At 66.1% G+C, this 22,702-nt stretch carries 24 protein-coding genes and 1 tRNA gene; 11 read left to right on the top strand and 14 right to left on the bottom strand.

All coding sequences use genetic code 11. The features are described from left to right. Positions 1-8 precede the first annotated feature (8 nt). Genes AC3WJT_RS04080 through hsdR form a run of 4 tightly spaced genes read right to left on the bottom strand, consistent with a single transcriptional unit; the run spans position 9 to position 6,944 of the window. Positions 9-638 (bottom strand): hypothetical protein, encoded by a 630-nt coding sequence (locus AC3WJT_RS04080; protein WP_492341785.1) that lies wholly within the window; start codon positions 636-638, stop codon positions 9-11. Beyond that, complete coding sequence (locus AC3WJT_RS04075) at positions 635-1,987, bottom strand: restriction endonuclease subunit S (RefSeq protein WP_492341784.1); 1,353 nt, start codon at positions 1,985-1,987, stop codon at positions 635-637. The genes AC3WJT_RS04080 and AC3WJT_RS04075 overlap by 4 nt, the downstream gene beginning before the upstream one ends. Continuing rightward, a complete protein-coding gene (locus AC3WJT_RS04070) occupies positions 1,984-3,435 on the bottom strand; it encodes a class I SAM-dependent DNA methyltransferase (protein WP_492341783.1) in 1,452 nt (483 codons plus the stop codon). Before AC3WJT_RS04070 ends, AC3WJT_RS04075 begins: the two co-directional genes overlap by 4 nt. A gap of 11 nt (positions 3,436-3,446) precedes the next feature. Further along, the gene (gene hsdR, locus AC3WJT_RS04065) at positions 3,447-6,944 is read right to left on the bottom strand and encodes a type I restriction-modification system endonuclease (RefSeq protein WP_492341782.1); all 3,498 of its coding nucleotides are present in this window, start codon (positions 6,942-6,944) and stop codon (positions 3,447-3,449) included. Positions 6,945-7,080: 136 nt separating this feature from the next. Between hsdR and AC3WJT_RS04060 the strand changes: the two genes are divergently transcribed. Then, positions 7,081-7,863 (top strand): hypothetical protein, encoded by a 783-nt coding sequence (locus tag AC3WJT_RS04060; protein WP_492341781.1) that lies wholly within the window; start codon positions 7,081-7,083, stop codon positions 7,861-7,863. A gap of 109 nt (positions 7,864-7,972) precedes the next feature. After that, positions 7,973-8,167, top strand: coding sequence for a helix-turn-helix domain-containing protein (locus AC3WJT_RS04055; RefSeq protein WP_492341780.1), 195 nt, complete (start codon positions 7,973-7,975; stop codon positions 8,165-8,167). A gap of 474 nt (positions 8,168-8,641) precedes the next feature. Here AC3WJT_RS04055 and AC3WJT_RS04050 read toward each other — a convergent pair whose 3' ends face one another. The 4 genes from AC3WJT_RS04050 to AC3WJT_RS04035 form a co-directional block, all read right to left on the bottom strand. Then, positions 8,642-9,322, bottom strand: a complete 681-nt coding sequence (locus AC3WJT_RS04050; protein WP_492341779.1) for a hypothetical protein — start codon at positions 9,320-9,322, stop codon at positions 8,642-8,644. A gap of 199 nt (positions 9,323-9,521) precedes the next feature. Next, positions 9,522-9,611, bottom strand: a tRNA-Ser gene (locus AC3WJT_RS04045). A gap of 97 nt (positions 9,612-9,708) precedes the next feature. Continuing rightward, positions 9,709-10,473 carry a crotonase/enoyl-CoA hydratase family protein gene (locus AC3WJT_RS04040; protein WP_492341778.1) on the bottom strand — a complete coding sequence of 255 codons (765 nt, stop codon included), beginning with the start codon at positions 10,471-10,473 and terminating at the stop codon, positions 9,709-9,711. A 30-nt stretch (positions 10,474-10,503) separates the two neighbouring features. After that, complete coding sequence (locus AC3WJT_RS04035; protein ID WP_492341777.1) at positions 10,504-11,757, bottom strand: dicarboxylate/amino acid:cation symporter; 1,254 nt, start codon at positions 11,755-11,757, stop codon at positions 10,504-10,506. A gap of 99 nt (positions 11,758-11,856) precedes the next feature. Here AC3WJT_RS04035 and AC3WJT_RS04030 point away from each other — a divergent pair, with 99 nt between their 5' ends. After that, entirely contained in the window at positions 11,857-12,231 is a 375-nt protein-coding gene (locus AC3WJT_RS04030; RefSeq protein ID WP_492341776.1) for a DUF1801 domain-containing protein, read from the top strand. On the opposite strand, the gene htpX is transcribed toward AC3WJT_RS04030, so the two are convergent. The 3 genes from htpX to AC3WJT_RS04015 form a co-directional block, all read right to left on the bottom strand. Further along, on the bottom strand, positions 12,232-13,137 hold the full coding sequence (gene htpX, locus AC3WJT_RS04025) for a zinc metalloprotease HtpX (RefSeq protein ID WP_492341775.1): 906 nt from the start codon (positions 13,135-13,137) through the stop codon (positions 12,232-12,234). A 41-nt stretch (positions 13,138-13,178) separates the two neighbouring features. Next, the gene (locus AC3WJT_RS04020) at positions 13,179-13,718 is read right to left on the bottom strand and encodes a DUF4199 domain-containing protein (protein WP_492341774.1); all 540 of its coding nucleotides are present in this window, start codon (positions 13,716-13,718) and stop codon (positions 13,179-13,181) included. A gap of 100 nt (positions 13,719-13,818) precedes the next feature. Then, positions 13,819-14,235, bottom strand: coding sequence for a response regulator transcription factor (locus AC3WJT_RS04015; RefSeq protein ID WP_492341773.1), 417 nt, complete (start codon positions 14,233-14,235; stop codon positions 13,819-13,821). Positions 14,236-14,330: 95 nt separating this feature from the next. Between AC3WJT_RS04015 and AC3WJT_RS04010 the strand changes: the two genes are divergently transcribed. The 7 genes from AC3WJT_RS04010 (at position 14,331) to dapE (ending at position 19,959) form a co-directional block, all read left to right on the top strand. After that, complete coding sequence (locus AC3WJT_RS04010) at positions 14,331-15,782, top strand: AMP nucleosidase (protein ID WP_492341772.1); 1,452 nt, start codon at positions 14,331-14,333, stop codon at positions 15,780-15,782. 113 nt (positions 15,783-15,895) lie between these two features. Then, positions 15,896-16,042 (top strand): hypothetical protein, encoded by a 147-nt coding sequence (locus AC3WJT_RS04005; RefSeq protein ID WP_492341771.1) that lies wholly within the window; start codon positions 15,896-15,898, stop codon positions 16,040-16,042. Continuing rightward, positions 16,039-16,329 (top strand): type II toxin-antitoxin system RelE/ParE family toxin, encoded by a 291-nt coding sequence (locus tag AC3WJT_RS04000; RefSeq protein ID WP_492341770.1) that lies wholly within the window; start codon positions 16,039-16,041, stop codon positions 16,327-16,329. Before AC3WJT_RS04005 ends, AC3WJT_RS04000 begins: the two co-directional genes overlap by 4 nt. A 54-nt stretch (positions 16,330-16,383) precedes the next feature. Next, on the top strand, positions 16,384-17,298 hold the full coding sequence (argB, locus tag AC3WJT_RS03995; RefSeq protein ID WP_492341769.1) for an acetylglutamate kinase: 915 nt from the start codon (positions 16,384-16,386) through the stop codon (positions 17,296-17,298). Continuing rightward, positions 17,295-17,960 carry a pyrimidine 5'-nucleotidase gene (locus AC3WJT_RS03990; protein ID WP_492341768.1) on the top strand — a complete coding sequence of 222 codons (666 nt, stop codon included), beginning with the start codon at positions 17,295-17,297 and terminating at the stop codon, positions 17,958-17,960. The genes argB and AC3WJT_RS03990 overlap by 4 nt, the downstream gene beginning before the upstream one ends. After that, entirely contained in the window at positions 17,957-18,802 is an 846-nt protein-coding gene (gene dapD, locus AC3WJT_RS03985; protein WP_492341767.1) for a 2,3,4,5-tetrahydropyridine-2,6-dicarboxylate N-succinyltransferase, read from the top strand. Before AC3WJT_RS03990 ends, dapD begins: the two co-directional genes overlap by 4 nt. Then, positions 18,799-19,959 (top strand): succinyl-diaminopimelate desuccinylase, encoded by a 1,161-nt coding sequence (dapE, locus tag AC3WJT_RS03980; RefSeq protein WP_492342368.1) that lies wholly within the window; start codon positions 18,799-18,801, stop codon positions 19,957-19,959. The genes dapD and dapE overlap by 4 nt, the downstream gene beginning before the upstream one ends. Here the strand turns inward: dapE and AC3WJT_RS03975 are convergent. Continuing rightward, positions 19,926-20,507 carry a TetR/AcrR family transcriptional regulator gene (locus AC3WJT_RS03975; protein ID WP_492341766.1) on the bottom strand — a complete coding sequence of 194 codons (582 nt, stop codon included), beginning with the start codon at positions 20,505-20,507 and terminating at the stop codon, positions 19,926-19,928. The two genes, dapE and AC3WJT_RS03975, sit on opposite strands and share 34 nt — an antisense overlap. Positions 20,508-20,569: 62 nt before the next feature. Between AC3WJT_RS03975 and AC3WJT_RS03970 the strand changes: the two genes are divergently transcribed. Beyond that, a complete protein-coding gene (locus AC3WJT_RS03970; RefSeq protein ID WP_492341765.1) occupies positions 20,570-20,998 on the top strand; it encodes a PaaI family thioesterase in 429 nt (142 codons plus the stop codon). Here the strand turns inward: AC3WJT_RS03970 and truA are convergent. Together truA and fmt are read right to left on the bottom strand one after the other, a co-directional pair. Beyond that, complete coding sequence (gene truA, locus AC3WJT_RS03965) at positions 20,986-21,729, bottom strand: tRNA pseudouridine(38-40) synthase TruA (protein WP_492341764.1); 744 nt, start codon at positions 21,727-21,729, stop codon at positions 20,986-20,988. The two genes, AC3WJT_RS03970 and truA, sit on opposite strands and share 13 nt — an antisense overlap. Next, positions 21,729-22,655 carry a methionyl-tRNA formyltransferase gene (gene fmt / locus AC3WJT_RS03960; RefSeq protein WP_492341763.1) on the bottom strand — a complete coding sequence of 309 codons (927 nt, stop codon included), beginning with the start codon at positions 22,653-22,655 and terminating at the stop codon, positions 21,729-21,731. The genes truA and fmt overlap by 1 nt, the downstream gene beginning before the upstream one ends. Positions 22,656-22,702: the final 47 nt, after the last annotated feature.

Genomic DNA, 22,702 nt, shown 5'->3' with positions numbered 1-22,702 from the left:
GAACGCCATCAAGCGGCGTGGTGATCAAATCCCGGCTTCACCACCAAGCACGGCGACGAAAGCAGGCCAAGGTCGGTCGACCATCCGGTCCGCAAAAGGCTGGCCCCCAACAAACTAAACACGGCGGCCTCATCGATCGCGGAGCAATAGGCGCCAGAGCCGCACAGAAGGCCCCTGGCGGCCTCGGCAGCGATCCGGGCGTCGTCGGCATGGTCCAGACCTTTGGCGGCCCCTGTGACGAAAGCCTCGAAGAACAGGGCCTGCCCAGGCGCCGCAGGCGGCGTGTTCCAGTCCGTGGCGCCCACCGCATCCGGTAACCGCGAGCGCAGACCTGTGAGCGTGTATGTGACCACCGCCAGAGCTGCGGCGGTCACGGTGGCTCCGGCGCCAGCGCTCCACGGGCGCGAGCCTTCGCCCCGACGGCCCGAGAGCACGTCCATCGCAACCGTTCGAGCGGGGATGAAGAGCGGCGCCTCAAAGCCGACGGCCATGGGCCAAGACCTGCCCAACTCTCCCATCTGGTCGACGAAGGCGTCGAGGTCGCTGCCAGTCCGCGCGGTCTCGTTCGGCGGCAGGATCGCCCAGCCGAGCTTGCCGCTGCGGGGGGAGCCCACGTCGATGACGCCGATAGCAATCAAGTTGAGCTGTCCATTCCAGCACCGGAGCGCTTCCTACCACGTCTCGCGCCAGCGGGTGCGGCGGCCCGTTCGGCGCGGATGCGTTCCAGAAGGACGCTGGCGGGTTCATCAGCGGGGTCCTGGTGGACAAGATCGCCCCGAAACGCCTTGGCAAGCACTGCCTGATCGAGCCGGTCCAGCAGCTTGCGCGCGGCGGTAGCCTCGGCGGTCAGGCGGTCGATTTCGGCGAACGCTTGATCAATTTGTCGAACGACTTCGGCTTGCTTGTTGAGTGTCGGCAATGGGATCAGAATTTCACGGACATCTTCAAGATTGAGCCGTGGCACAGCCGTTCCCAGTCGAGCATCGCCATACTGTCCAACGGCCAATGGTGACTTTAGGAAATAGGCCAAATACTCCGGGAACAGGCGATCTGGAGCGGGACGAATCCGGCAGGAGGACTGGGTAATGTTTGCGCCAGCCAGCTCTTCAGGCACAATCGCCACTTTGCCGATCGTGCCCACGATCGACAGCAGGACGTCTCCAGTCTCCAAGGTCGATCGCCGGTATTTTTGGGCAATGTCAGGAGACGTGCGGCGCATCATCGTCGGGTCGAGACGTCCGTCGACAATTTCTGTTGGTCGCACATATGGAACGCCGCCGGGTATGTCGGGGCCGGGTTGAAGTATCCCGTATATGATCGATGCGCCCTTAGGTGTGATGTTCTTCAGCGGTTCATTAGCGTGGACGTCCACCCGGTAATAGGCGTCCAGAACAGCGTCTTTGTAGCGCTTTGCGAGGGTGGGAATACGGTCGAGGTCGGTGCGCGCGCGGGCCGTGCGGGCGTTCAGGGCGTCGAGCCTCTCCACGATCCGCTGCTGCTCGGCGGCGGGCGGGACACAGATTGGAACGGCGGCTAGATCGCTGCCCCTCAAGTTATTGATGGTTATGCCAAGCGCAACGCGCTCTACGAATGATCTGTATTCATCCGTTCTGAAGAAATTTCGAAGCCAACCAGCCAGTTCTGGCGCGCACGGCCGCACGACCGTGCAAAAGGCACCAAACCCTGCATCGCCGAACTCAAGCGTAGCAGGGGCCGCCTTTCCCACCACCGTGCGCGACCCCGATGATGATGCAATCACTAGGTCGCCGAGACGGAGAAGTTGGTGCGAGGCCACGAACTGACTTGGGACATAGACCAAGTCGTCTCGATTGAGCCTGCCTGCATGAATGTTATTGGCTCGCAATACCGGGACCAAGTCCGGCCCGGGCTGACTGCGAGCAGCACTTTTGTCATATGACACCCCGCGCACGAGGTCGAAGAGGTCGGCGCCGGTCGCGGATGCCCAGCCCCCCGGGAGCTCGCTCACGCTTCCATCTCCGCCGGCACAGCCTCCTCGCCCGCAAGCTCGGCATCCACCGCCTCCACCTCCAACAGAGCGGCCCGAAGGTGCCCCATGATCGCGGCGGCAATGTCCTCCGGCTCAGCCAAGTCGTCGTCGGCGTCGTCGCTATCGTCGCGCAGCCAAGAGATGTCGAGATTGTCGTTGCGGGCGTCGATGTCCGCGCGGCTGAACCGTCGGAAGCGGCCTTCCTCGCCCTCTTCGGTGCGGGCTGAGCATCCGTTCTGGTCGTCGCCATAGGCCGCCTCGAATGGCGCGAAGTCGGCCAGGGTCAAGGGCCGCGTCTTGCCGAACGCAGCCATGTTGGCGCGCATGTCATAGACCCAGATGGCCTTGGTGTTGGCTCGATCGGTGGTTCCCCGCCGCAGGAACAGGACGTTGGTCTTGACCCCCTGGGCGTAGAAGATGCCCGTCGGCAGCCGCAGGATGGTGTGCAGGTCGGCCAGCTCCATCACCCACTGGCGCAGACGCCGGCCGGTGTTGTCCTCGAACAGCACATTGTCGGGCAGAACCACCGCCGCGCGACCGCCCGGCCTAAGGGCGCGGACGATATGCTCAACGAAGGCCAGTTGCTTGTTGGAGGTGTCGGCGGTGATCGAGAAGTCAGCTCGGCTGGGCCGCCCGCCGCCCTTCTTGGTGCCGAAGGGTGGGTTGGTCAGGATCAGGTCGGCCTTGCCCAGCGCCTCGCCGTCTGGTGACAGACTGTCGCCCAGAACGATGGGGCTTTCGATGCCGTGGAGCATGAGGTTCATCAGGGCCAGACGGTGAGTCTCCGGAACCAGTTCGACGCCGACAAAAGCGCTGGTCCGCTGAAAAAACCCTTGGGCCTGCGGCAGGGTGAACAAGTCGTCGGTAGCGTCCTTGATGTAGCGGTCGGCCGCGACGAGAAAGCCGCCCGTCCCAGCAGCCGGGTCCTGAATGACCTCTCCCGCTTGAGGCTTCATTAGCCGCACGATGCAGTCGATCAGCGGGCGCGGGGTAAAGTATTGCCCAGCCCCGGACTTCTTCTCCCCGGCGTTCTTTTCCAACAGGCCTTCGTAGAGTTCGCCGAGGCCCTCCTCGCGCGCCGAGAACCAGTCGAGGTCGTTGATCGCGGTGGTCAGGGTCTTGAGGTTGGCGGGTTTGCGCAGCTTGGTCTGGGCGTCGGTGAAGATCGCCTGCACGGTCGGATCAGGCGCGCGGCCCAAGTCCAGGAGGGCGCGCTTGTAGTGGTCTAGCTGGTCGATGCCCTCGCGGCTGGCGATCTGCCGCCAGCGATAGTCGGCCGGGATGCGCGTCTCGCGCTGGGTCTCCTCCATCATCTTCAGGAAGAGCAGGAAGGTCAGCTCGGTGACGTAGTCCTGATAGGTGACGCCATCATCTCGGAGGACGTGGCAGAGGTTCCACAGCCTCCCTACGATGTCCTGTGTGGTCACTCGTCCACGCGTCAGCTCGCCGTTCGCCATACTTCCTCACTAATGTCCGCCAACAGAGCCTCGAGCTTGCCGTCAAAGCGACGGTTTAGCTGCTTGAAGCCACCATGGTCACGGAAGGGGTCCTGGTCGAGCGACTGGCGGTCGACCACTATTTCCTTCTCGATCTGCTCCCCGATTCTCTGCAGCCAGCGCTTCTGGACATCGGTCCATCCGCCTCGCTGAAGGATGGTGTCGATAGCCCGCTTCACCCGGTCGGCATAGGGGACCAACGGATCGCCGAGAGCCGCCTGACGGACGAACCCGATTATCGAGGCGGCTATGTCGCGATTGGTCGTTTCGACCAGTGCGCGGCGCATATTCGCGTCGCTGTAGCCCTCAGCGTCGAGCCGTAGGCGCAGCTGACGGAGTTCCTCGCGGGTGAGATCCTTTGGTCGTGTCACCACGACATTGAGCGCAGCAATGCTGTTCTGGTTGTTGCGGACGAAGGCGGCGAAGGCGCCCAGAAAGTCTTCGGGTCGCGTGGCATTGCCATAGCCGCGCGTGACGGAAACGACTTCGTCGGGGTGGTCGGAAATAGGCACCATCCGCGGCGTCCCGCCGTCAGTGCTCCAGTCGAGGGCCGGGCCCAAGCGTGGACGCTCTTTTGCCCAGGCAGCCAGCGCCTCGGGCTCACCGTGCCGAAAACGATCCATTGTGGCTTCGGGCGGCTCTCCGGCCGCCAGTTCGACCTGGGCGCGGCCTTCATCCGTCAGCTTCCTGAGCCGCCGGCTCATGCGGACGATGATCTGGTCGCGGACGTCGGCACGGTGGCGCGCATCGTCAATGCGGACCAGTTCTTCGAGCAGTTGGGTCAGCGTGAGCTTCGGATCGGCCGCTACGGGCCGCATCTCGGTCAGGTGCTGCAGCCGCTCGTAGAGGTCGACGGCATCAAAAATCCGGAACGTCTCCTTGCCGATGTCGGGGCAAAGCCGTGTGGCCCGACCAAGCATCTGTTCGTAGAGGATGCGGCTGTTCACCCGCCGCAGGAACACAAGGTTGGTGATCTTGGGGACGTCAACGCCGGTGGTCAGCAGGTCCACCGTGACCGCAATTTTCGGCAGGGCGTCATTGCGGTAGCTCTTGATCAGCTTGCCGACCTTGTCGACGCTGCCCGTGACTTTGCGGATCGATGCGTCCTCGATGTCGCCATAGGCCTCGCGAAATGCCTTGCGCAGCTCGTTGACTACCATGTCGGCGTGCGCATCCGACGCTGCAAACACCAGCGTCTTGTCCGGCAGAGACAGGTCGATGTGTTTGGTCAGTTCCTCGGCCACAGCGCGGTTGAAGGCCTCGGTGATGACCGACTTGTTGAAGGTCTCGACGTCAAAATCCAGATTGTCCGGCAGGGTGAAGAGTTCAAGCTGACCCGTCGGTGCATGAATGAAGGGCACCTGCTCTTCGGCCACGAAATGGATGCCGGACTGGGCAAGCGCCGTCGTGATCCTGACCGGTGGTTCGTGGTCGATCAGGAAGTCGTCAATCACCGCCTCGCGATAGGTGTAGGTGAAGACCGGCCGCCCGAAGATTTCGACCGTGTGGAGCGCCGGGGTCGCCGTCAGGCCGATTTTCACGGCGTCGAAGTGATCCAGAACCCTTCGGTATTTGGAAACGTAGTCGTCCTGATTGCGGAAGCTAAGCTCGCTGTCCGACATCTCGCGGTCGAGCAGGTAGCCGCGGTGGCACTCGTCAACGACGATCAGATCATACTGGTCCACAGGCGGAATAGCGGCTGGCGTGTCAGCGAACAGGACCCTTCGGACCAGCCCTTGGATGGTGCAAATATGGACCCGAGTTTCCGGGTCCGGTGTGATGTCGCTGAGCCCCTTCAGGCCGAAGATTTCCGCGAAGGCTTTGCCGCTGACGACCTTGGTGGTGGTGAACTCGTCTTCGGTTTGATTGCCCAGTGCGCTCCGATCGACCACGAAGCAAATACGCCGGAAACGCTTGGCTGCGATCAGGCGGTAAAGGAGGGCAATGGCCAGCTTCGTCTTGCCAGTTCCAGTCGCCATCGCCACGAGCATGTGGCTACGGTCCTCGGCAAGGCCTCGCTCAACCGCTTCGATTGCGCCCTGTTGATAGGCGCGAAGGGGAAAGCCGAACTCGAAGCCCATCGCCGCGAGGGCAGCTTCTGCAGCATCACGGTCAACCTCAAGGCGCTCCAACAATCCTTGTGGAGATGGCCAGGCGTCGAGCGGGGCGGCCGGGTTGGTGGTCTTCCGAGTGTCTCGCCGCCAGATCCCGGACGCCGTCTCAAGTTGCCGAAGATAGGGGCGGCCGTTAGTCGAGAAGATGAAGGGGGCTTTGTGTTCGCCCCAAGGGCCTCCGAGTGCCTGTTGAGCGGCCTCAATCCGGATGCCGGTAGAGTAGCGTTCCGCCTGCGGCAGAACTTCCATGACGTTGCGGTTCCTGCGCTTGGCTTCGATGACCCCGACGAGTGACAGGCCCGCGAACAGTGCGTAGTCGGCAGGTCCGCTGTCCGTTGGCCATTCGGCGATGGCGAGGTTGCGTCCCTTTGCCGGTCTGGCGCCAGAGGCAAACCGGAGAGCAGAAGTATCGGCCTCCCAGCCTGCGTCCCGAAGCTGCTGGTCGATCAATTCGCGGGTGGCTGCCTCGTCGAGATTGATCCGTGCTTCTGCCGCGCCGGCGGCTTCGCGCAACATTGCGAGAGCAGCAGGAGGCGTAGCCACAGCCGCCACCTGAAGGGCCTCAAGTTGGTTCGTGACCTCGACCTTTGCGGCTTCGGCATCTTCCGCCAGTCGCTGCCAAACTTCGCGCTCTTCGGCTTCGGAAGCGGCTCTATCCTCGGCGCTCCGATGTTGCTCCACGAGCCGGTCAGCTTGTGCCTGGGCGACTTCGGCTGCCGTGCGGTTCGCTTCGGCCTCCGCCCGAAGTCGCTCCAGCTCTGCTCGAAGCTCGACCGTTGGGTCAACGGGAGCAGGCGGCGGGGTGAAGGGGCCCGGCGAGAGCGTCGCATCACCGCCGTAGCTGCGAACCCACCACAAGGCCAACTCGCGTGCGACCTTCAGTCCGTTGAGAGCGGTCGCGAAGTCATCCCGTCCCTCGTGCGCGGCTTCGTTTCCGAAGCGTCGCAGGAAATGGAACATGTCGAGGGTTCGGCTGGGAGCGTAGCCAGCGCGCGCCAGAGCCCCCAGGACGGCATGGAAGGGCTCGTCAGGAGTGGCAAGCAGCCCGGATCGCGCACTGACCTCCTGCGCCAACAGCTCGCCAAACTGGCGAAGCTTGAAGAGGCAGGTGTTTGGATCTGTCCGGAAGTAGTGCTCGGCCAGTGCCGCGAGCCGGAAAAGCTGGTCGCCATGGGGCTTCAAGAACCCGAAATTGGCGCTGACCCGCTGCATGTGACCCCGTGAACAGGCGCCGCATCGCCTCAAAGCGAAACGCCACACCCCGCAACCCAGAAGATTGCAGGTCCACAGGCTGCACATCAAGGTGTTGGAGGTGACGGGGCGCATTGAATTGCTTCGCTCCCGTTGATTCTGTTGTCTCAAGGAAACTGAGCATGGCGGACGGTGGATTAGTCTGGACGGGCGAAAGCGGGATTTGGCATGATCGCCTTGGCGCGCAACGCCCTTCCATCGGACACCTGTGATGCAGCGGAGCCAGTTCGGCGCCTTCGCGAAGCTCGAACCCAAACCGCCCCGCTTCAGCGCAAACGTCAACATCAAGGAACTCTACCGGCAGGCCGGCGCGCTCGTTGTGCGGGCGGCTGACCAAAGGGCCATCGTCAGGGCGTCGATTGGGATCGACCTCGAGCGGGTCAAGGGGCCGCCCGGCGAAGAAGTGGAAACGCGCGCCGAGCTGGTCGACTACGCCATCAGGATTGCTCTGCAGCAGGCGGTCGAGGGCGGCGACCTTCAGCTCTTCGTATATCTCGGCACGCTCCCCGGCGGCGGCCGCTTCTTCGCGCTCCCGCGAAACGCCTTGGCGGCTCCGCGCTACTTCGTGAGAGAGTTCGGCGGGCAGGTAGTCCCCGAGCCTCTGCGCTATGTGCCCGTGCAGACTTGGGCGAACGGTGTCTTCGCCACGCACGAGTGCGACCCCGCGCTGGTCGAGATTGCCGAGGCGGAGTTTCAAGTCTTCACGACGACGACCAGCAGGGACGCGACACTGGCGATGCTCCGACGCACCATCCAATATGGGCGCCGAACGGACGGCTTTGCGGAAAGCACTTCCGAGCCCAGCGAGGATCTGATCGCTGCCTCCATCCGGTCGCTCGCCGCGGATCGCCAGGGGAGTTTGCCGCTGAACGACGGCGCGCGGCTCTTGATGGCCCTGCACCCCGGACTACGCCGTGATGAAGCCCGAGCCTGGATCAGGCAGGTGCTCGGGGCCCGACGCCCCGGGCCCCCCGCTGGACCGCGCCGAAGCTGACCCGAAAATCGTGCGGACATGAATTTCAGCGCCGCACGATTGCACTATTTGCACCCTCCGAAGTTCGGGTGAATTGAGATGGTCGCCTCTGGACGGAAGAGCGACCGCAATGACCAAGAGCACGACCGAAGTGGAACCCCGCGCTTACCGGGTGCAGGACTTCTGCCGCGCCTACGGCCTGTCCCGCTCGTCCGTCTACAACCTGATCAACAGCGGCAAGCTCCACTCCGTTCGTGTGGCGGGGCGTCGCCTGATCCCCGCCGATGCGGCGGAAGCGCTGCTGAGCAATTCAGAGGCCTCCTAGCGCTCGTTCAAGCCCTCCCTGCGGGCAGTGCGGCAGGGCGCTCGATGAACCGGACGGTTAACGGTGGCGGCGCGAGCGGATCGGCTACCACGGGATGTGATCAAGCCAAGGGCGGCCCGAAAGGTGGAGGCCCGATCACCAGCGCGACGCAGCGCTGAAAGCAGCCACCAATCCTTCCCCCGCGTCGGGAGGTAGGGGCCCTGGTGCGGGGGGTCGGCTCCGTCGAGCTGGTCAACATTGCAGCGGGCATAGGGGCTCCCCTGTCGGCCATTCAGCGGCCGCCGGGGAGTCTCCCTATGCCCAATACAAAGGGTCTCACCATCGAGCTGATAGGTAAGAGAACCCGGCTTAGAGGGCGCGATCACTATAGCAAGATCACTACAAGGTGGTCCGGCCAGAGAGGGCAGGACGGGAGCAGAAAGATCGCGCGCCGACCAACGCGGCGTGCGGGTCGAGGCCGGTGTCGATTGGGTATCAAGCGGCTTCGCTGAAGGACATGCCAACAGACTTGAGCCAGCTATTCCACCCGCGCAGGAACGATACGTAGTCGGCCGTTGCTATTCGCAGCGCTCGCAGCTCCATCAATCGCGGGGGTTTGGCGACGTAATCGTATTTCCCCGAGACGAAGGCGAACATTTCGGCAGCCCTTCCCTCGGCCTGCCTTCCCTCGCTGTCGAGATAGAGGATGCCGCCGTGCGACAATGCGTTCCTCAGGCAGCCCGCCCACATCGACGGCTGCATAGCGGCTGCGGCACGCGCCGAGTCCTCTTCGGCCAGTTGTCCTTCAAGGTTTTGGGAGAAGGCCTGAGTGAGGTCTAGCGTTTGATCGTAGGCGGCCGATGCGAAGCGCCAGGCACCTGGCTTAAAAAATGGCAGTCGATGAATGTGGGCTGCTCGTAGCCCAGTATCGAGCGCCTCAGCGACCTCGGGCCTCAAGTGTCGTTCATTGACATAGTAGTCTGCGTTCCCGTCCCGCGGCTTCCAGATGCGTTCGATAGGAAGCACGATCATCGGGGTGGACATCGCCAGAACAAATGTCGTGGAAAGCCCGCCAAGCGCTGACGACCCTACTTTCTCGGCGTCGGTTAGCAGGGCGTCGATGAGCGCCATGCATCGATCGGGCAGTTCGAGTCCGTAGTGAAGCGGTGCGCCCATCGGAGCTTCTCCCTTATTCTGAGCGGCCTACCACCGATGCCGCGCCGCGCAGGCTGCCTTCAGCCCTCAGCCAAAGCCCGAAAGGTGGCGATGGCGCGCATTTCCTACACTTCGGGCGTCCTGCGCGGGACCCAAAGTGGGACCGAAAGTGGGACCGGACCGCCTCGGCGGCGAATTTCCCTTATTTTTCAGGCAAGGGTGGCGGAGAGGGTGGGATTCGAACCCACGGTGCCCTTCCAGGCACGCCGCATTTCGAGTGCGGTACATTCGACCACTCTGCCACCTCTCCGTAGACGCCGGGTGTGAGGGTCATGAACCCCCTGAGTGCGAAGGCGCGGAACCTAGCGACGCCGTCCGGGGAACGCAAGCGGCGGATTGAGCTTCCGTCAGAACCGGCCGCCCCGGCCCTGGCCGTCGGTGAACCGTGCGGCGCCGGCGGCGGTCTCACCGGAGTTGAGCGTCTCGTAGCCCAGCGCGATCTCGCGGGCCGTCGCCGCGTCCCAGTCGAGGCTCCATTGCTCGAGCGCCGACTGACGGTCATTGCGCATGCAGCCCTGCGGGAAGGCGGCGATCTGCTGCGCGAGTGCGATGGCGGCGTCCAGCGCCTGGCCATCCGGGACCACGCGGTTGGCCAGGCCCATGGCGAGGGCCTCGTCGGCCGCCACGGGCCGGCCGGTCAGGATCATGTCCATGGCCCGTGATTGGCCGATCAGGCGCGGCAGGCGCACCGTGCCCAGGTCGATCAGCGGGACGCCGAAGCGGCGGCAGAAGACGCCGAAGGTCGCTCCGGCCGCCGCCACGCGCAGGTCGCACCACAGGGCCAGTTCCAGCCCGCCGGCGACAGCGAATCCCTCGACCGCCGCGATGACCGGCTTGCCGAGCTGCAGGCGGGTCGGGCCCATCGGGCCGAAATCGCCCGTCCGTTCGACCCTGTTGCCGCCGCCCGTGGCAATGGCCTTGAGGTCCGCGCCGGCGCAGAAATTGCCGCCGGCGCCGGTGAGGACCGCGACCGACGCGGCGTCATCGGCGTCGAAGGCCCTGAAGGCGTCGTACAGCCGCCGCGCTGTCGGGCCGTCCACCGCGTTGCGGCGGTCCGCCCGCTCGATCGAGACGATGGTGACAGAACCGTCCCGGGTAACAGAGACGCTCATGCCGGTTCTCCCTCTCGAGCGGCGCGCGGATCAGGCAGCGGCGGGTGCGGGCTTGTCCGGCTCGCCCTCGCCCAGCTGGCCCTCCCACTTGGCCACGACCGCGGCCGCCACCGAGTTGCCGACCACGTTGGTCGCCGAGCGGCCCATGTCGAGGAGGTGATCGACCGCCAGGATCAGGGCGATGCCGGTTTCGGGCAGGTCGAAATAGGCCAGGGTGGCGGCGATGACGACCAGCGAGGCGCGGGGCACGCCGGCCATGCCCTTGGAGGTGACCATGAGGAGCAGCAGCATGGTGATCTGCTGGCCGATGCTCATCTCGACGCCATAGATCTGGGCGATGAACAGGGTCGCGAAGGTGCAGTACATCATCGACCCGTCCAGATTGAACGAGTAGCCCAGCGGCAGAACGAAGGACGCGACCTTTTTGCTGACGCCGAACTTCTGCAGCGCCTCAAGGGTGCGGGGATAGGCGGCCTCCGAGCTGGCGGTGCCGAAGGCCAGCAGGGTCGGCTGCCAGACGCTGCCCAGCAGGCGAAGGACCCGCGGCCCGACGATCAGGAATCCGGCGAGGGCCAGCAGGCTCCAGAGCACGCCCAGCGACAGATAGAAGCCGCCGATGAACTTCGCGTAGATGGCCAGGATGTCGATGCCGTACTTGGCCACGGTTCCGGCCAGGGCGGCGAAGATGGCCAGCGGGGCCAGCCTCATCACATAGCCCGTGACCTTGAGCATGATGGCGGCCAGCTGCTCGACCAGCACCAGGATCTGCGGCGCCTTGTCGTCCAGCGACGCGACGGCGACCCCGATGAAGATCGAGAACACCACGATCTGCAGGATCTCGTTGTTGGCCATCGCTTCGAAGATGGACTTGGGGAAGACGTGGGTGATGAACTCCTGGATCGTCAGCTTGGAGGCGTCGACCGCGGCCGCCGAAGCTTCCGGAATCGGCAGGGTCAGGCCCACGCCCGGCTGCAGCAGATGCACCATGACCAGGCCCAGCAGCAGCGAGAAGATCGAGGCGGTGATGAACCACAGCATGGTCTTGGCGCCGACGCGGCCGACGCTTGCCGCATCGCCCATGTGCGCGATGCCCGCCACCAGGGTGGAGAAAACCAGCGGCGCGATGATCATCTTGATCAACCGCAGGAAGACGTCGGTGATCACCTTGAACCAGCCGACGGCCGACTCTGTCTGGGCCGCGTCGAGGTACTGGTTGCACCACCAGCCGACGCCGATGCCCAGGACCATGGCCAGAACGATGAGGGTGGTGAACAGGCGATTCATGCGACGTCCCCGGAAGGCTTGAGCCCCTTTTTCACCGGGATCGTCGCGCGCGTCCATGCGCTTGCGTTATCCTGCGTGAAACGGATGGCGGGAGCGGTCATGAGCAGCGGTCTCGACGGTGTGGCCCAGACCCTGGCGGCCCTGATGCAGAGGGCGGCGCCCGGCATGTCGGCCAGCGTGTCAGACGGATACGGGCTGCAACTGGCCGCGCCCTGGGACAATCCGGCCAGGCCCGGCGAGCGGATGTGGTTCGGCGGCATCCGTCGGGGGAAGGCCTATGTCAGCGTCCACCTGATGCCGGTTTACACCCATGCCGATCTGGCCGCGAAGATCCCGCCAGCGCTGAAGAAGCGGATGCAGGGCAAGAGCTGCTTCAACTTCAAGGCCGAGGATCCCGCACTGTTCGAGCAGCTCGAAACCCTGATCCGGGAGTCGGCGGCGGCCTATGCCGAGCCGTTCAGCCTGAACCGCTGATCAGCTCCACGGCCCGGCGCGGCGGGTCGGCGGCACCGAGGTCCCGCCCCGGCGCGTCCCGCCAGACAGCTTCAGCAGCGCCTCGACGCGGTTGGCCGTGGCCGGATGGGTCGAGAACAGGTTGTCGGCGCCCGTTCCGGCCAGCGGATTGATGATGAACATCTGGCCGGTGGCGGGATTGCGCTCGGCGGTCTCGTTGACCGTCCGGTGGGCGAAGGCCTCCATCTTCTGCAGGGCGCTGGCCAGCGCGTCCGGATCGCCGCTGATTTCGGCGCCGCCGCGATCCGCCTCGTACTCCCGGCCCCGACTGATGGCGAACTGGACCAGCGCCGCCGCGATCGGCGCGAGGACGGCGATCAGGATCGTGCCGATCATGCCCGCCGGCCGGTCGCGGTCGCCGCCGAAGAAGAAGGCGATATTGGCCAGACCCGAGATGGCCCCGGCGATCGTCGCCGTGATCGTCATGGTCAGGGTGTCGCGGTTCTTCACGTGCGCCAGTTCGTGCGCCATCACGCCGCGAATCTCGCGCCGGTCGAGCATGCGCAGCAGGCCGACGGTAGCGGCTACGGCGGCATTCTCCGGATTGCGGCCGGTCGCGAAGGCGTTCGGCTGATCGGTCTCGATGACATAGATGCGGGGCCTCGGCAGGCCGGCGCCGTCCGCCAGCGCCAGGGTGTCGTCGACATAGTTGCGGATCAGCGCGTCGGGATGGGACCCGTCGACCTCGACCGCGCCGTACATGCGCAGGACGATCTTGTCGGCGTTCCAGTAGCTGAACAGGTTCATGCCGACCGCCAGTGTCAGGGCGATCAGCATCCCGGCCGTACCGCCGATCAGGAACCCGGCGACAACAAAGATGGCCGTCAGGGCGGCCAGCAGCATGAAGGTGCGGAGCGAGTTGTTCATGTCCGGAGATGTGGTTCCGGATTCCCGCTCCGCAAGACCCGTCAGCCCTGCACGACCTTCATCGGCAGGAAGCGGCTGTTTCGCAGCAGGCCGGCGGAGACCCCGGAGACCAGCAGCCCGACGGGGAAGATCTCCGCGAAGGTCATCGGCAGCCGGAACAGGGGGTTGGCGTACTTAACCTGCATCGCCTGCATCTCGGCGGTCAGCCGGGCGAGCGCCTCGGGCGAGTCGCCCCTGGCCCGCGCGCGCTCGATCATTGCCTGGCTGTAGTCGGCCATGAAGGTGAAGTTGGTTGCGTGGAGGGTGATCTCCCAGGCGATCACATAGATCAGGCTGGCCACCAGGCTGATGCCCAGTCCGACCAGCAGGGCTGGAAGGAAGCGGATCACCCCGCCCAGGGCGCGGTCGCGATAGTGCTTCACCCCGACGAAGGTGAAGGTGAAGGCCAGCAGCATCAGCGCGTAGCCGGTGAACAGCGAGTGGCTGCCGTCGCCTTCCTTGCCGAAGATCATCATCAGGTTCATCGGCACGGCGACGACGGCGCCGGCGAGAAGACCGAAGATCAGGATTGTGCGGAGCATGGTGATTGTCCCCCAGTGGATTGGATGCCCCAGCCAAGCCCGGACCCCGTCGCGGGAACAATCGCCCAAAAGGGTGATTTCGGGAAACTCACCCGATTGGTCAGGGGATCAGCCGCAGCTCGCGGGCCCGCAGGATGGCGTCCGTCCGGCGCACGGCTTCGAGCTTCTCGTACAGCCGGGCGACGTGGGTCTTGATCGTGTTGGGCGAGAGGTTGAGCTGTCGGGCGATCTCCTTGTTCGACCGGCCGGCCGCCAGCAGACCAAGGACCTCGTGCTCACGCCGGGTGATGCCCAGCGTCGTCAGGGCGGGCTGGTTGAGCTCGAAGCCGCCCGACAGCACCCGCGGCCGGAACAGGCGCGCGCCGACCCAGACCCCGAGCCCGAGAAAAGCCGCGGCGACCAGGGCGATCCACACCGCGCCGACATGGGTGCGAGCCCAGATGCGATAGTCCAGCCACTGCAGGGCCACCGCCCCCAGGGCCAGCGCCAGGCCGTAGATCAGCACCGTCTTCCACATGGGGACGAGCCTAGTGTCGGCGTCGGCCGTGCGCCAGTGCGGGCTCGCGCCGCCCCCCATCTCGCCAAGTCACGATCAGGTCGCTATAAGCAGCCATGACACATGAGAAAGAAGCAGCCGCCATCGTCGAGCGGCTTATTGAAGAATACGAACGGTCCGTCTCCGCCCTGAGGGGCGCCCTGAAGACCTTCCTGACAACCGGCCAGCGTCCCGACCCCGCCCTGCGGGCCGATGGCGCCTTCGTGTATCCCGAACTGCGGATGCACTGGAGCGGCGAGAACGGCTATCCGCGGATCAGCCGCGCCTACGCCCGGATCGGCCTGCCCGGCGACTACGCCACGACGGTCACCCGTCCGGCGATGTTCAAGGACTACCTGATCGAGCAGCTGGCCCTGATGATCCAGGACTTCGGCGTTCAGCTCGACGTCGGCCGGTCGATGCAGGAGATTCCGTTCCCCTACGTGCTGGACGGCGGCGATATTGCCATGGCCGACGTCAGCGCCAGCGAGATCGCCCGCTGGTTCCCGACCACCGAACTGGCTCACATCGGCGACGAGGTGGCGGACGGTCTCTGGGACCCGATTCTCGAGGCCTCGCGGCCGCTGGCCCTGTTCGACGGTCTGCGCACCGACTTCTCGCTGGCGCGCCTGAAGCACTACACCGGCGCTCCTGCCGAGGACGTGCAGCAGTACATCCTGTTCACCAACTACCACCGCTATGTCGACGAGTTCGTCCGCTGGGGCTGCGAGCAGCTGAAGGTTCCCGGCACGCGGTTCACGGCCCTGTCGGCGCCGGGCAACATCACGGTGACCAAAGACTCTCCGAACCCGGAGATGACCATCGCCAACGGTCCCTGGCGGCGACACCAGATGCCGGCCTACCACCTGATCGCTGAAGACGGGCAAGGGGTGACCCTGGTCAACATCGGCGTCGGTCCGTCCAACGCCAAGACCATCACCGACCACCTGGCGGTCCTTCGTCCGCAGGCCTGGATCATGATCGGCCACTGTGGGGGCCTGCGCGGCAGCCAGACGATCGGCGACTATGTGCTCGCCCACGCCTATCTGCGGGACGACCATGTGCTGGACGAGGTCCTGCCGCCGGACATCCCCATCCCGAGCATCGCGGAGATGCAGCGCGCCCTCTACGACGCGGCCAAGCTGGTCAGCGGCGAAAGCGGCGAGAGCCTCAAGCGTCGCCTGCGCACCGGCACCGTGGTGACCACCGACGACCGGAACTGGGAGCTGCGCTACACCTCCTCGGCCCTCCGGTTCAACCAGAGCCGGGCCGTGGCCATCGACATGGAAAGCGCCACCATCGCCGCCCAGGGCTACCGCTTCCGGGTGCCCTACGGCACGTTGCTCTGCGTATCGGACAAGCCGCTGCACGGCGAGATCAAGCTGCCGGGTCAGGCCAACGCCTTCTACGAACGCGCCATCAGCCAGCACCTGCAGATCGGCATCGCGACCGTAGACCTGCTGCGGGCGGAGGGGCCGAACTTGCACTCGCGCAAGTTGCGTGCGTTCGACGAGCCGCCGTTTAGATAGAGCTGGTCAAGGAGGCTATTTGCGCGTAGGTTTGGTCCATGGCCGGCTCGCGAAAATCAGCTGACAAACTTCTATCTACCACCCAGATGCCGGGGGTAGAGGAGACGGGCGCCGTGTTCGAAGCGCCGGCTTACGACCGATGGACCATCGCTCGTGAACGGTTGGCCGAGTACAGGCGAACCGGTGAGGCGGTCTCGGTGGACGAGTTCATGGCCGAGCTTGATCGGCAGATCGAACTGGCTCGAGCGAACAAGGCTTGACGACCAGCATCTTACTTGCGGCCGAAGCCCAACGAGACGCTGTACGGTTGGCCGCCTTCATTGCCTCAGGCAGGCCAACCGCCGCCCGCAGGGCCAGAGCTACAATCCTCTCGGCGATTCAGTCGCTCGACCGGTTTTCAGAGCGCGGCGCGCCTGCGGGCCAGCCACCGGACGGTCTACGGGAGTTGTTCGCGCCCTTCGGCAGAGCCGGGTATGTGATTCAGTACGTCGTCGACGCTGATCAAGTCACAGTCCTGCGGATCTTCCACAGCCTCGAAGAGCGGTGACACCGCGTCGCCCATCCGCTATCGACCCGCACGACGATACGGGAGCTCAGCGCCTTGACCGACAAGACCGAGGAAGCCGGCTGGGCGACCGCGAAAACCCTCGCCGAAGCCCTGCCCTACATCCAGATCTACGACCGCGAGACGGTGGTGATCAAATACGGCGGCCACGCCATGGGCGAGGACTCTGTGGCGAAACTGTTCGCCGCCGACGCGGTCCTGCTCAAGCTGATGGGCGTCCATCCGGTCGTCGTGCACGGCGGCGGGCCGCAGATCTCGCGCATGCTCGACCGGGCCGGGGTCAAGTCGACCTTCATCGACGGCCTGCGGGTGACGGACGAGGCGACGATGGAAGTCGCCGAGATGGTTCTCTCCGGCGCGATCAACAAGGAAATCGCCAACTGGATCACCCTGGCCGGCCGTGAGGCGGACGTGCGGGGCGTCGGTCTGTCCGGCAAGGACGCGCGGCTGATCACGGTCACCCGCGCCCGCCGCACCAAGAAGGACCCCGACAGCAACATCGAGCAGGTCGTTGACCTGGGCTTTGTCGGCGAGCCGCAGAAGATCGATCCGACGCTGATCCAGGTGCTGATCAAGTCGGACCATGACTACATCCCCGTGGTGGCGCCGATCGGCGTCTCCGAGTCCGGCCAGACCTTCAACATCAACGCCGACACCGTCGCCGGCGCGCTCGCGGGCGCGCTGAAGGCCAAGCGCATGCTGCTGCTGACCGACGTCGCGGGGGTCAAGGACGCCAACGGCGAGCTGATCCGCCAGATGACTGTCGCCGAGGCCTTCGAACTGATCCGTACGGGCGTCGCCACCGGCGGCATGATCCCCAAGCTGGAAACCGCCATCGCCGCGGTCGACGCGGGGGTCGAGGCCGTGGTCATTCTCGACGGACGCCGGCCGCACGCCATGCTGGTCGAGCTGTTCACCGAGCACGGCGCGGGAACGCTGGTGAAGGCGTGACCGACCTTACGCACATCGACACCTGGCTGTTCGATCTCGACAACACCCTCTACCCGATCGAGAGCGAGGTCATGACGCTGGTTTCCGGCCGCATGACCGACTTCATGGAGCGGGTGACGGGACTGCCCCGCGAAGAGGCCCGGGCGATCCAGAAGCGCTACTACCATGAGCACGGCACCACGCTCGCCGGCCTGATGGCCAACAACCACGGCATCGATCCGGAAGACTTCCTGACCGCGGTTCATGACGTCTCGCTCGACGCGCTGTCGCCCGATCCCGCCCTGACCGCCGGGCTGGAACGGCTGCCCGGCCGGCGGCTGGTGTTCACCAACGGCTCGGCCAGCCATGCGGAACGCGTGCTCGACCGGCTCGGCATCGCCCACGTCTTCGAGGACATCTTCCACATCGCTGCGGCCGGCTACATTCCCAAGCCGTCGCCCGTGACCTTCGGCATGATGATCGCCCGCCACGGCGTCACCGCCGCCGGGTCGGCCTTTTTCGAGGACAGCGAGCACAACCTCGCGCCGGCCGCGGCCCTGGGCATGACCACGGTTCTGGTCGGCGCCCACGCCGCCGACTCGACCGCCTCCTTCGTCCACCACCGCGCAAGACACCTGGCCGAGTTCCTCAACGACATCCGGGTGAAGGAAACCGACGCATGACCGCCGTAACGCTCGCCGACCTGGAAACCGAGATCGAGGCCGCCTGGGACGCCCGTGACGCCGTGTCCCCGGCGACCACCGGTCCGGTCCGCACGGCCATCGAGGAGACCCTGTCGCTGCTCGACAGCGGCAAGGTCCGGGTGGCCGAAAAGATCGATGGCGAGTGGATCGTTCGCCAGTGGGCCAAGAAGGCCGTGCTGCTGTCCTTCCGCCTGAACCCCAACGCCGTCATGCGCGCCGGGACGCTTGGCGGCGCGGTCGGTCCCTGGTGGGACAAGGTGGCCAACAAGTTCGACGGCTGGGAAGCGCCGCAGTTCGAGGAAGCCGGCTTCCGCGCCGTGCCCGGCGCGATCGTGCGCCGGGGCGCCTATGTGGCGAAGAACGTGATCCTGATGCCCTCGTTCGTGAACATCGGCGGCTTCGTCGATGAAGGGACCATGGTCGACACCTGGGTGACGGTCGGCTCCTGCGCCCAGATCGGCAAGCGGGTGCACCTTTCGGGCGGCGTCGGCATCGGCGGGGTGCTCGAGCCCCTGCAGGCCAATCCGACCATCATCGAGGACGACTGCTTCATCGGCGCCCGGTCCGAGGTCGTCGAGGGCGTCATCGTCGGCCAGGGCAGCGTGCTCAGCATGGGCGTGTTTCTCACCGCCACGACCAAGATCGTCGACCGCAAGACCGGCGAGGTCCACCGCGGCTATGTCCCGCCCTACAGCGTGGTCGTGCCCGGCAGCCTGCCTGATCCCCACGGCGGCCCGAGCCTCTCCTGCGCCGTCATCGTCAAGACGGTCGACGCCCAGACGCGCTCCAAGACCTCGATCAACGACCTGCTGCGGGACTGACCGTGATCGACGTTCTCGACCTTGCCCGCGACCTGATCCGCCGTCCGTCGGTCACGCCGGCTGACCTCGGCGCGATGGATATCGTCCAGCAAGCGTTGGAAGGGATGGGCTTCGCCTGCCGGCGGATGAAGTTCGGCGAGATCGAGAACCTCTACGCCCGGCGTGGAACCGCCAGCCCCAATCTCTGTTTCGCCGGGCACACGGACGTCGTGCCCGTGGGCGACGCCGGGGCCTGGACCAGTCCGCCGTTCGAGGCGGCCCTCGCCGATGGCGTCCTGATCGGCCGCGGCGCGGTCGACATGAAGGGCGGCATCGCCGCCTTCATCGCCGCCGTGTCCGGATATCTGGCCAACGGTGAGCCGAAAGGTTCGCTCAGCTTCCTGATCACCGGCGACGAGGAAGGCATTGCGCTGGATGGCACCAAGCGGGTTGTCCAGACGCTCGCCGCCGAGGGCGAGGTGATCGATCACTGCATCGTCGGCGAGCCGTCCAGTTCGGCTCGGCTGGGCGACATGATCAAGATCGGCCGGCGCGGCAGCATCAACAGCTGGATCACGGTCGAGGGCGTGCAGGGCCATGTGGCCTACCCCCAGCGCGCGGCCAATCCGGTGCCGGTCCTGATCGACCTGCTGTCCCGCCTGCAGGGGCGGGTGCTGGACGAGGGCTTCGAGGGCTTTCAGCCGTCCAACCTGGAAGTCACCACCATCGATGTCGGCAACACCGCCACCAACATCATCCCGCGCGAAGCGAAGGCGCGGATCAACATCCGCTTCAATCCGGCCCACAAGGGCGCCGAGCTCGAAGCCTGGATCGCCGAGACGGCGGCGGCGGCAGGGCAGGGATTCAGCGGAAGGGTCGAGGTCAAGTCGATCATCAGCGGCGAGGCCTTCCTGACCCGGCGCGGCCCGTTCACCGACCTGGTCGCCGCGGCGATCAGGGAGACCACCGGCGAGGACACCGACCTGTCGACAACCGGCGGCACCTCCGACGCGCGGTTCATTCGCGACCTCTGTCCGGTGCTGGAGTTCGGCCTGGTCGGCGCGACCATGCACGCGGTCGACGAGCGTGTGCCGGTCAGCCAGCTGTACGACCTGCAGGCTGCCTACCAGAGGATCATCGAGCGCTATTTCGAGCGCTTCGGCGACGCCTCGGCGTAGCCCCGCACGAGGCGCACCAGCGCCTCCTCAAGGTCCGGCGACCCCAGCAGGGGCGAGTCTTCCAGCACCGCCGCGCGCACCACGCCCATGATCGCGCGGGACAGGACGAAGGCGTGGACCGGCCGCTCGCCGTCGCGGACGAAGGGCGCCACGCCGGCATCGACCTTGTCGGCCATGCCCGGCACGGCCGGGTCGCGCAGGATCGCCTCCAGCACCGCCCGCCGCGCGGCGTGACGGCCGTCGAAGGCGGCCAGTTGGGCGCGGATCGCCGCCCGCGCCGGATCGACCCCGGCCTCGATCGCGACGCGCGTCGCCTCGGCCATGGCCGCCCGCTCCCGCGCGCCCAGGGCGTGGAGGATCGCCGCCTTGTCCGGAAAGTACTGGTAGAGGGTGCCGACGCTGACCCCCGCCCGCGCGGCGACGTGGTTGGTGGTAAAGGTTTCGCCCGCCTCGAGAATGCGAGTAGCCGCCTCCAGAATGGCGTCCACCGTGGCCTTCGATCGGCCCTGACGCGGACTGCGGCGGGCGTTGGCGGCGACGTCTGACATGCGAGTCCCCTTATAGCCGAGCAAGCCTCACATTTCCGACTTCGGAATCGAAGGGGCATTGCATGACCTGGGCCACCGACCGGCTGGACGCCCTGATCGCCGGCGTCGCCGAGCCGCCGCCTGTTGTCGCCGTCCTTCGCCTTGGCCTGCTCGAAGCCTGGGGCGAGGGCTGGGCGCGCAAGCGATGGGAGCCGCAGCCCGAGCTGATGAACGGCGACGGCTCGATGTTCGGCGGCTATCTGGCGGCGCTGGCCGACCAGATGATGGCCTTCGCCGCCATGACCGTGATCGAGGCCCCGTCAGCATTCCGGACGACAGACCTGCAGATACGCTTCTTCAAGCTCGGGCGCGCCGATCCGCTGCTGATCGAGGGTCGCGTGGTGGCCCGGTCACGACAGCTGATCTCGGTCGAGGTCGAGTTTCGTCGCGAGGACGGCGAGCTGCTGGCCAAGGCGACCGGCCAGCAGTTTGTGACGCCCTACCCTTCGTAGCCGACGCCGGTCAGATACAGCCCGTCCGCGGGCGCGACCTGGCCGCAGGCCGTCCGGTCGCGGGCCTCAAGCGCGGCCTTCAGATCGGCGGCGGTCCAGCGCCCGAGGCCGACCTCCACGATCGAGCCGACCATCGAGCGCACCTGCCGGTGCAGGAACGACCGCGAGGCGAAGACGAGATGCACCTCCTCGCCCTCGCGATGGACCGCCGCGACATCCAGCGTCTTCATCGGCGACTTCGCCTGGCACTGCATGTCGCGGAACGTCGTGAAGTCGTGGTGGCCGGTCAGCGCCTGCGCGGCCTCATGCATCCTCGCCGCGTCCAGCGGCTTGCGCACATGCCAGACGCGCCCCTTGTCCAGGGCGGCCGGCGCCGGGCGGTTGAGCACGCGATAAAGGTAGCGCCGCTCGATCGCCGAGAAGCGGGCGTGCCAGTCGTCGGAGACATCCTCGACCTCGAGAACAGCGATCGGCTCGGGCCGCAGATGGGCGTTGAGGGCGTCGCGCACCACATCGGCCGGCCAGGCCTTGCCGAGGTCGACGTGGATGACCTGGCCGGTCGCATGGACTCCGGTGTCGGTCCGGCCGGCGGCATGTATCCGGAGAGTCTCGCCGGTAAAGCCCAGCACCGCGGCCTCGATCGCGCCCTGGACGCTGGGCAGCCCGTCCTGGGCCTGAAAGCCGCGATAGGGGCGACCGTCATACTCGATGGTCAGGCGATAGCGGGGCATCAGGCGAGCACGGTCCCGGCGGCGAGCGGAAAGCCGCGCAGGAAGTCCGCCGCGTCCTGCGCCGACTTGCCTTCGCGCTGGGCCCGCAAAAGGCGCAACGCGCCGGTCCCACAGGCGATCAGCAGGCTGTCATCGAGCGTCTGGCCCGGCGTTCCGGACCCCTCCTCAACCCGCGACAGCAGAGCCTTCACGCGCACCGGTCCCTTGTCGGACGGCGCCTCGAACCAGGCGCCGGGGAAGGGCGACAGGCCCCGGATGTGCAGGTCCAGCTCCGTCGCCGAACGGGTCCAGTCGATACGGGCCTCCGCTGGCCGGATCTTCTTCGCATAGGTGACGCCCTCGGCGGCTTGCGGAACCTCGACGGCCGTGCCCGCCGCGATGGCGGCCAACGTCGGCGGCAGCAGCCGCGTGCCGGCCTCGGCCAGCCGGTCGTGCAGCGTTCCGGCGGTATCCAGCGGGCCGATACGCACCGTTTCGGTCGCCAGAACGGCGCCCTCGTCGAGGCCGAGACTCATGCGCATCACCTGCACGCCGGTGACACTGTCCCCGGCCATCAGGGCGCGCTGGATCGGCGCCGCGCCGCGCCAGCGCGGCAACAGCGAGGCGTGTACATTGAAACAGCCGAGCCGGGGCGCATCCAGGACCTCGGAGACCAGGATCTGGCCGAACGCCACGACGACGGCGGCGTCGAGGTCCAGCGCCTGGAACGCCGAAAGCTCTTCCGGCGCCTTCATCGAGACCGGCGTGCGCACCATCAGGCCGTGCGACTCGGCGAAGGCGTGCACCGGAGAGGGTTGCAGCGTCTGGCCACGGCCGCGCGGGGCGGGCGGCTGGGAATAGACGCAAACCACCTCATGCCCGGCCGCGAGGATGGCGGCGAGACTCTTGACGGCGAAGTCGGGCGTTCCGAGAAAAGCGAGGCGCATGGGCGGGGTTTAGCCGTGACGGCGCTCCGGCGGAAGTCGCCGGGAAC

The organism is Caulobacter sp. FW305-C-30-S16 (genome assembly GCF_058783025.1).
This window is presented reverse-complemented; position numbering and strand designations above follow the sequence as displayed.

Coding starts and splice junctions, on each gene's coding strand:
- hsdR (WP_492341782.1), bottom strand. CDS start 6,944: ATGCGCCCCGTCACCTCCAACACCTTGATGTGCAGCCTGTGGACCTGC.
- AC3WJT_RS04060 (WP_492341781.1), top strand. CDS start 7,081: ATGCAGCGGAGCCAGTTCGGCGCCTTCGCGAAGCTCGAACCCAAACCG.
- AC3WJT_RS04055 (WP_492341780.1), top strand. CDS start 7,973: ATGACCAAGAGCACGACCGAAGTGGAACCCCGCGCTTACCGGGTGCAG.
- AC3WJT_RS04050 (WP_492341779.1), bottom strand. CDS start 9,322: ATGGGCGCACCGCTTCACTACGGACTCGAACTGCCCGATCGATGCATG.
- AC3WJT_RS04040 (WP_492341778.1), bottom strand. CDS start 10,473: ATGAGCGTCTCTGTTACCCGGGACGGTTCTGTCACCATCGTCTCGATC.
- AC3WJT_RS04035 (WP_492341777.1), bottom strand. CDS start 11,757: ATGAATCGCCTGTTCACCACCCTCATCGTTCTGGCCATGGTCCTGGGC.
- AC3WJT_RS04030 (WP_492341776.1), top strand. CDS start 11,857: ATGAGCAGCGGTCTCGACGGTGTGGCCCAGACCCTGGCGGCCCTGATG.
- htpX (WP_492341775.1), bottom strand. CDS start 13,137: ATGAACAACTCGCTCCGCACCTTCATGCTGCTGGCCGCCCTGACGGCC.
- AC3WJT_RS04020 (WP_492341774.1), bottom strand. CDS start 13,718: ATGCTCCGCACAATCCTGATCTTCGGTCTTCTCGCCGGCGCCGTCGTC.
- AC3WJT_RS04015 (WP_492341773.1), bottom strand. CDS start 14,235: ATGTGGAAGACGGTGCTGATCTACGGCCTGGCGCTGGCCCTGGGGGCG.
- AC3WJT_RS04010 (WP_492341772.1), top strand. CDS start 14,331: ATGACACATGAGAAAGAAGCAGCCGCCATCGTCGAGCGGCTTATTGAA.
- dapD (WP_492341767.1), top strand. CDS start 17,957: ATGACCGCCGTAACGCTCGCCGACCTGGAAACCGAGATCGAGGCCGCC.
- AC3WJT_RS03975 (WP_492341766.1), bottom strand. CDS start 20,507: ATGTCAGACGTCGCCGCCAACGCCCGCCGCAGTCCGCGTCAGGGCCGA.
- AC3WJT_RS03970 (WP_492341765.1), top strand. CDS start 20,570: ATGACCTGGGCCACCGACCGGCTGGACGCCCTGATCGCCGGCGTCGCC.
- truA (WP_492341764.1), bottom strand. CDS start 21,729: ATGCCCCGCTATCGCCTGACCATCGAGTATGACGGTCGCCCCTATCGC.
- fmt (WP_492341763.1), bottom strand. CDS start 22,655: ATGCGCCTCGCTTTTCTCGGAACGCCCGACTTCGCCGTCAAGAGTCTC.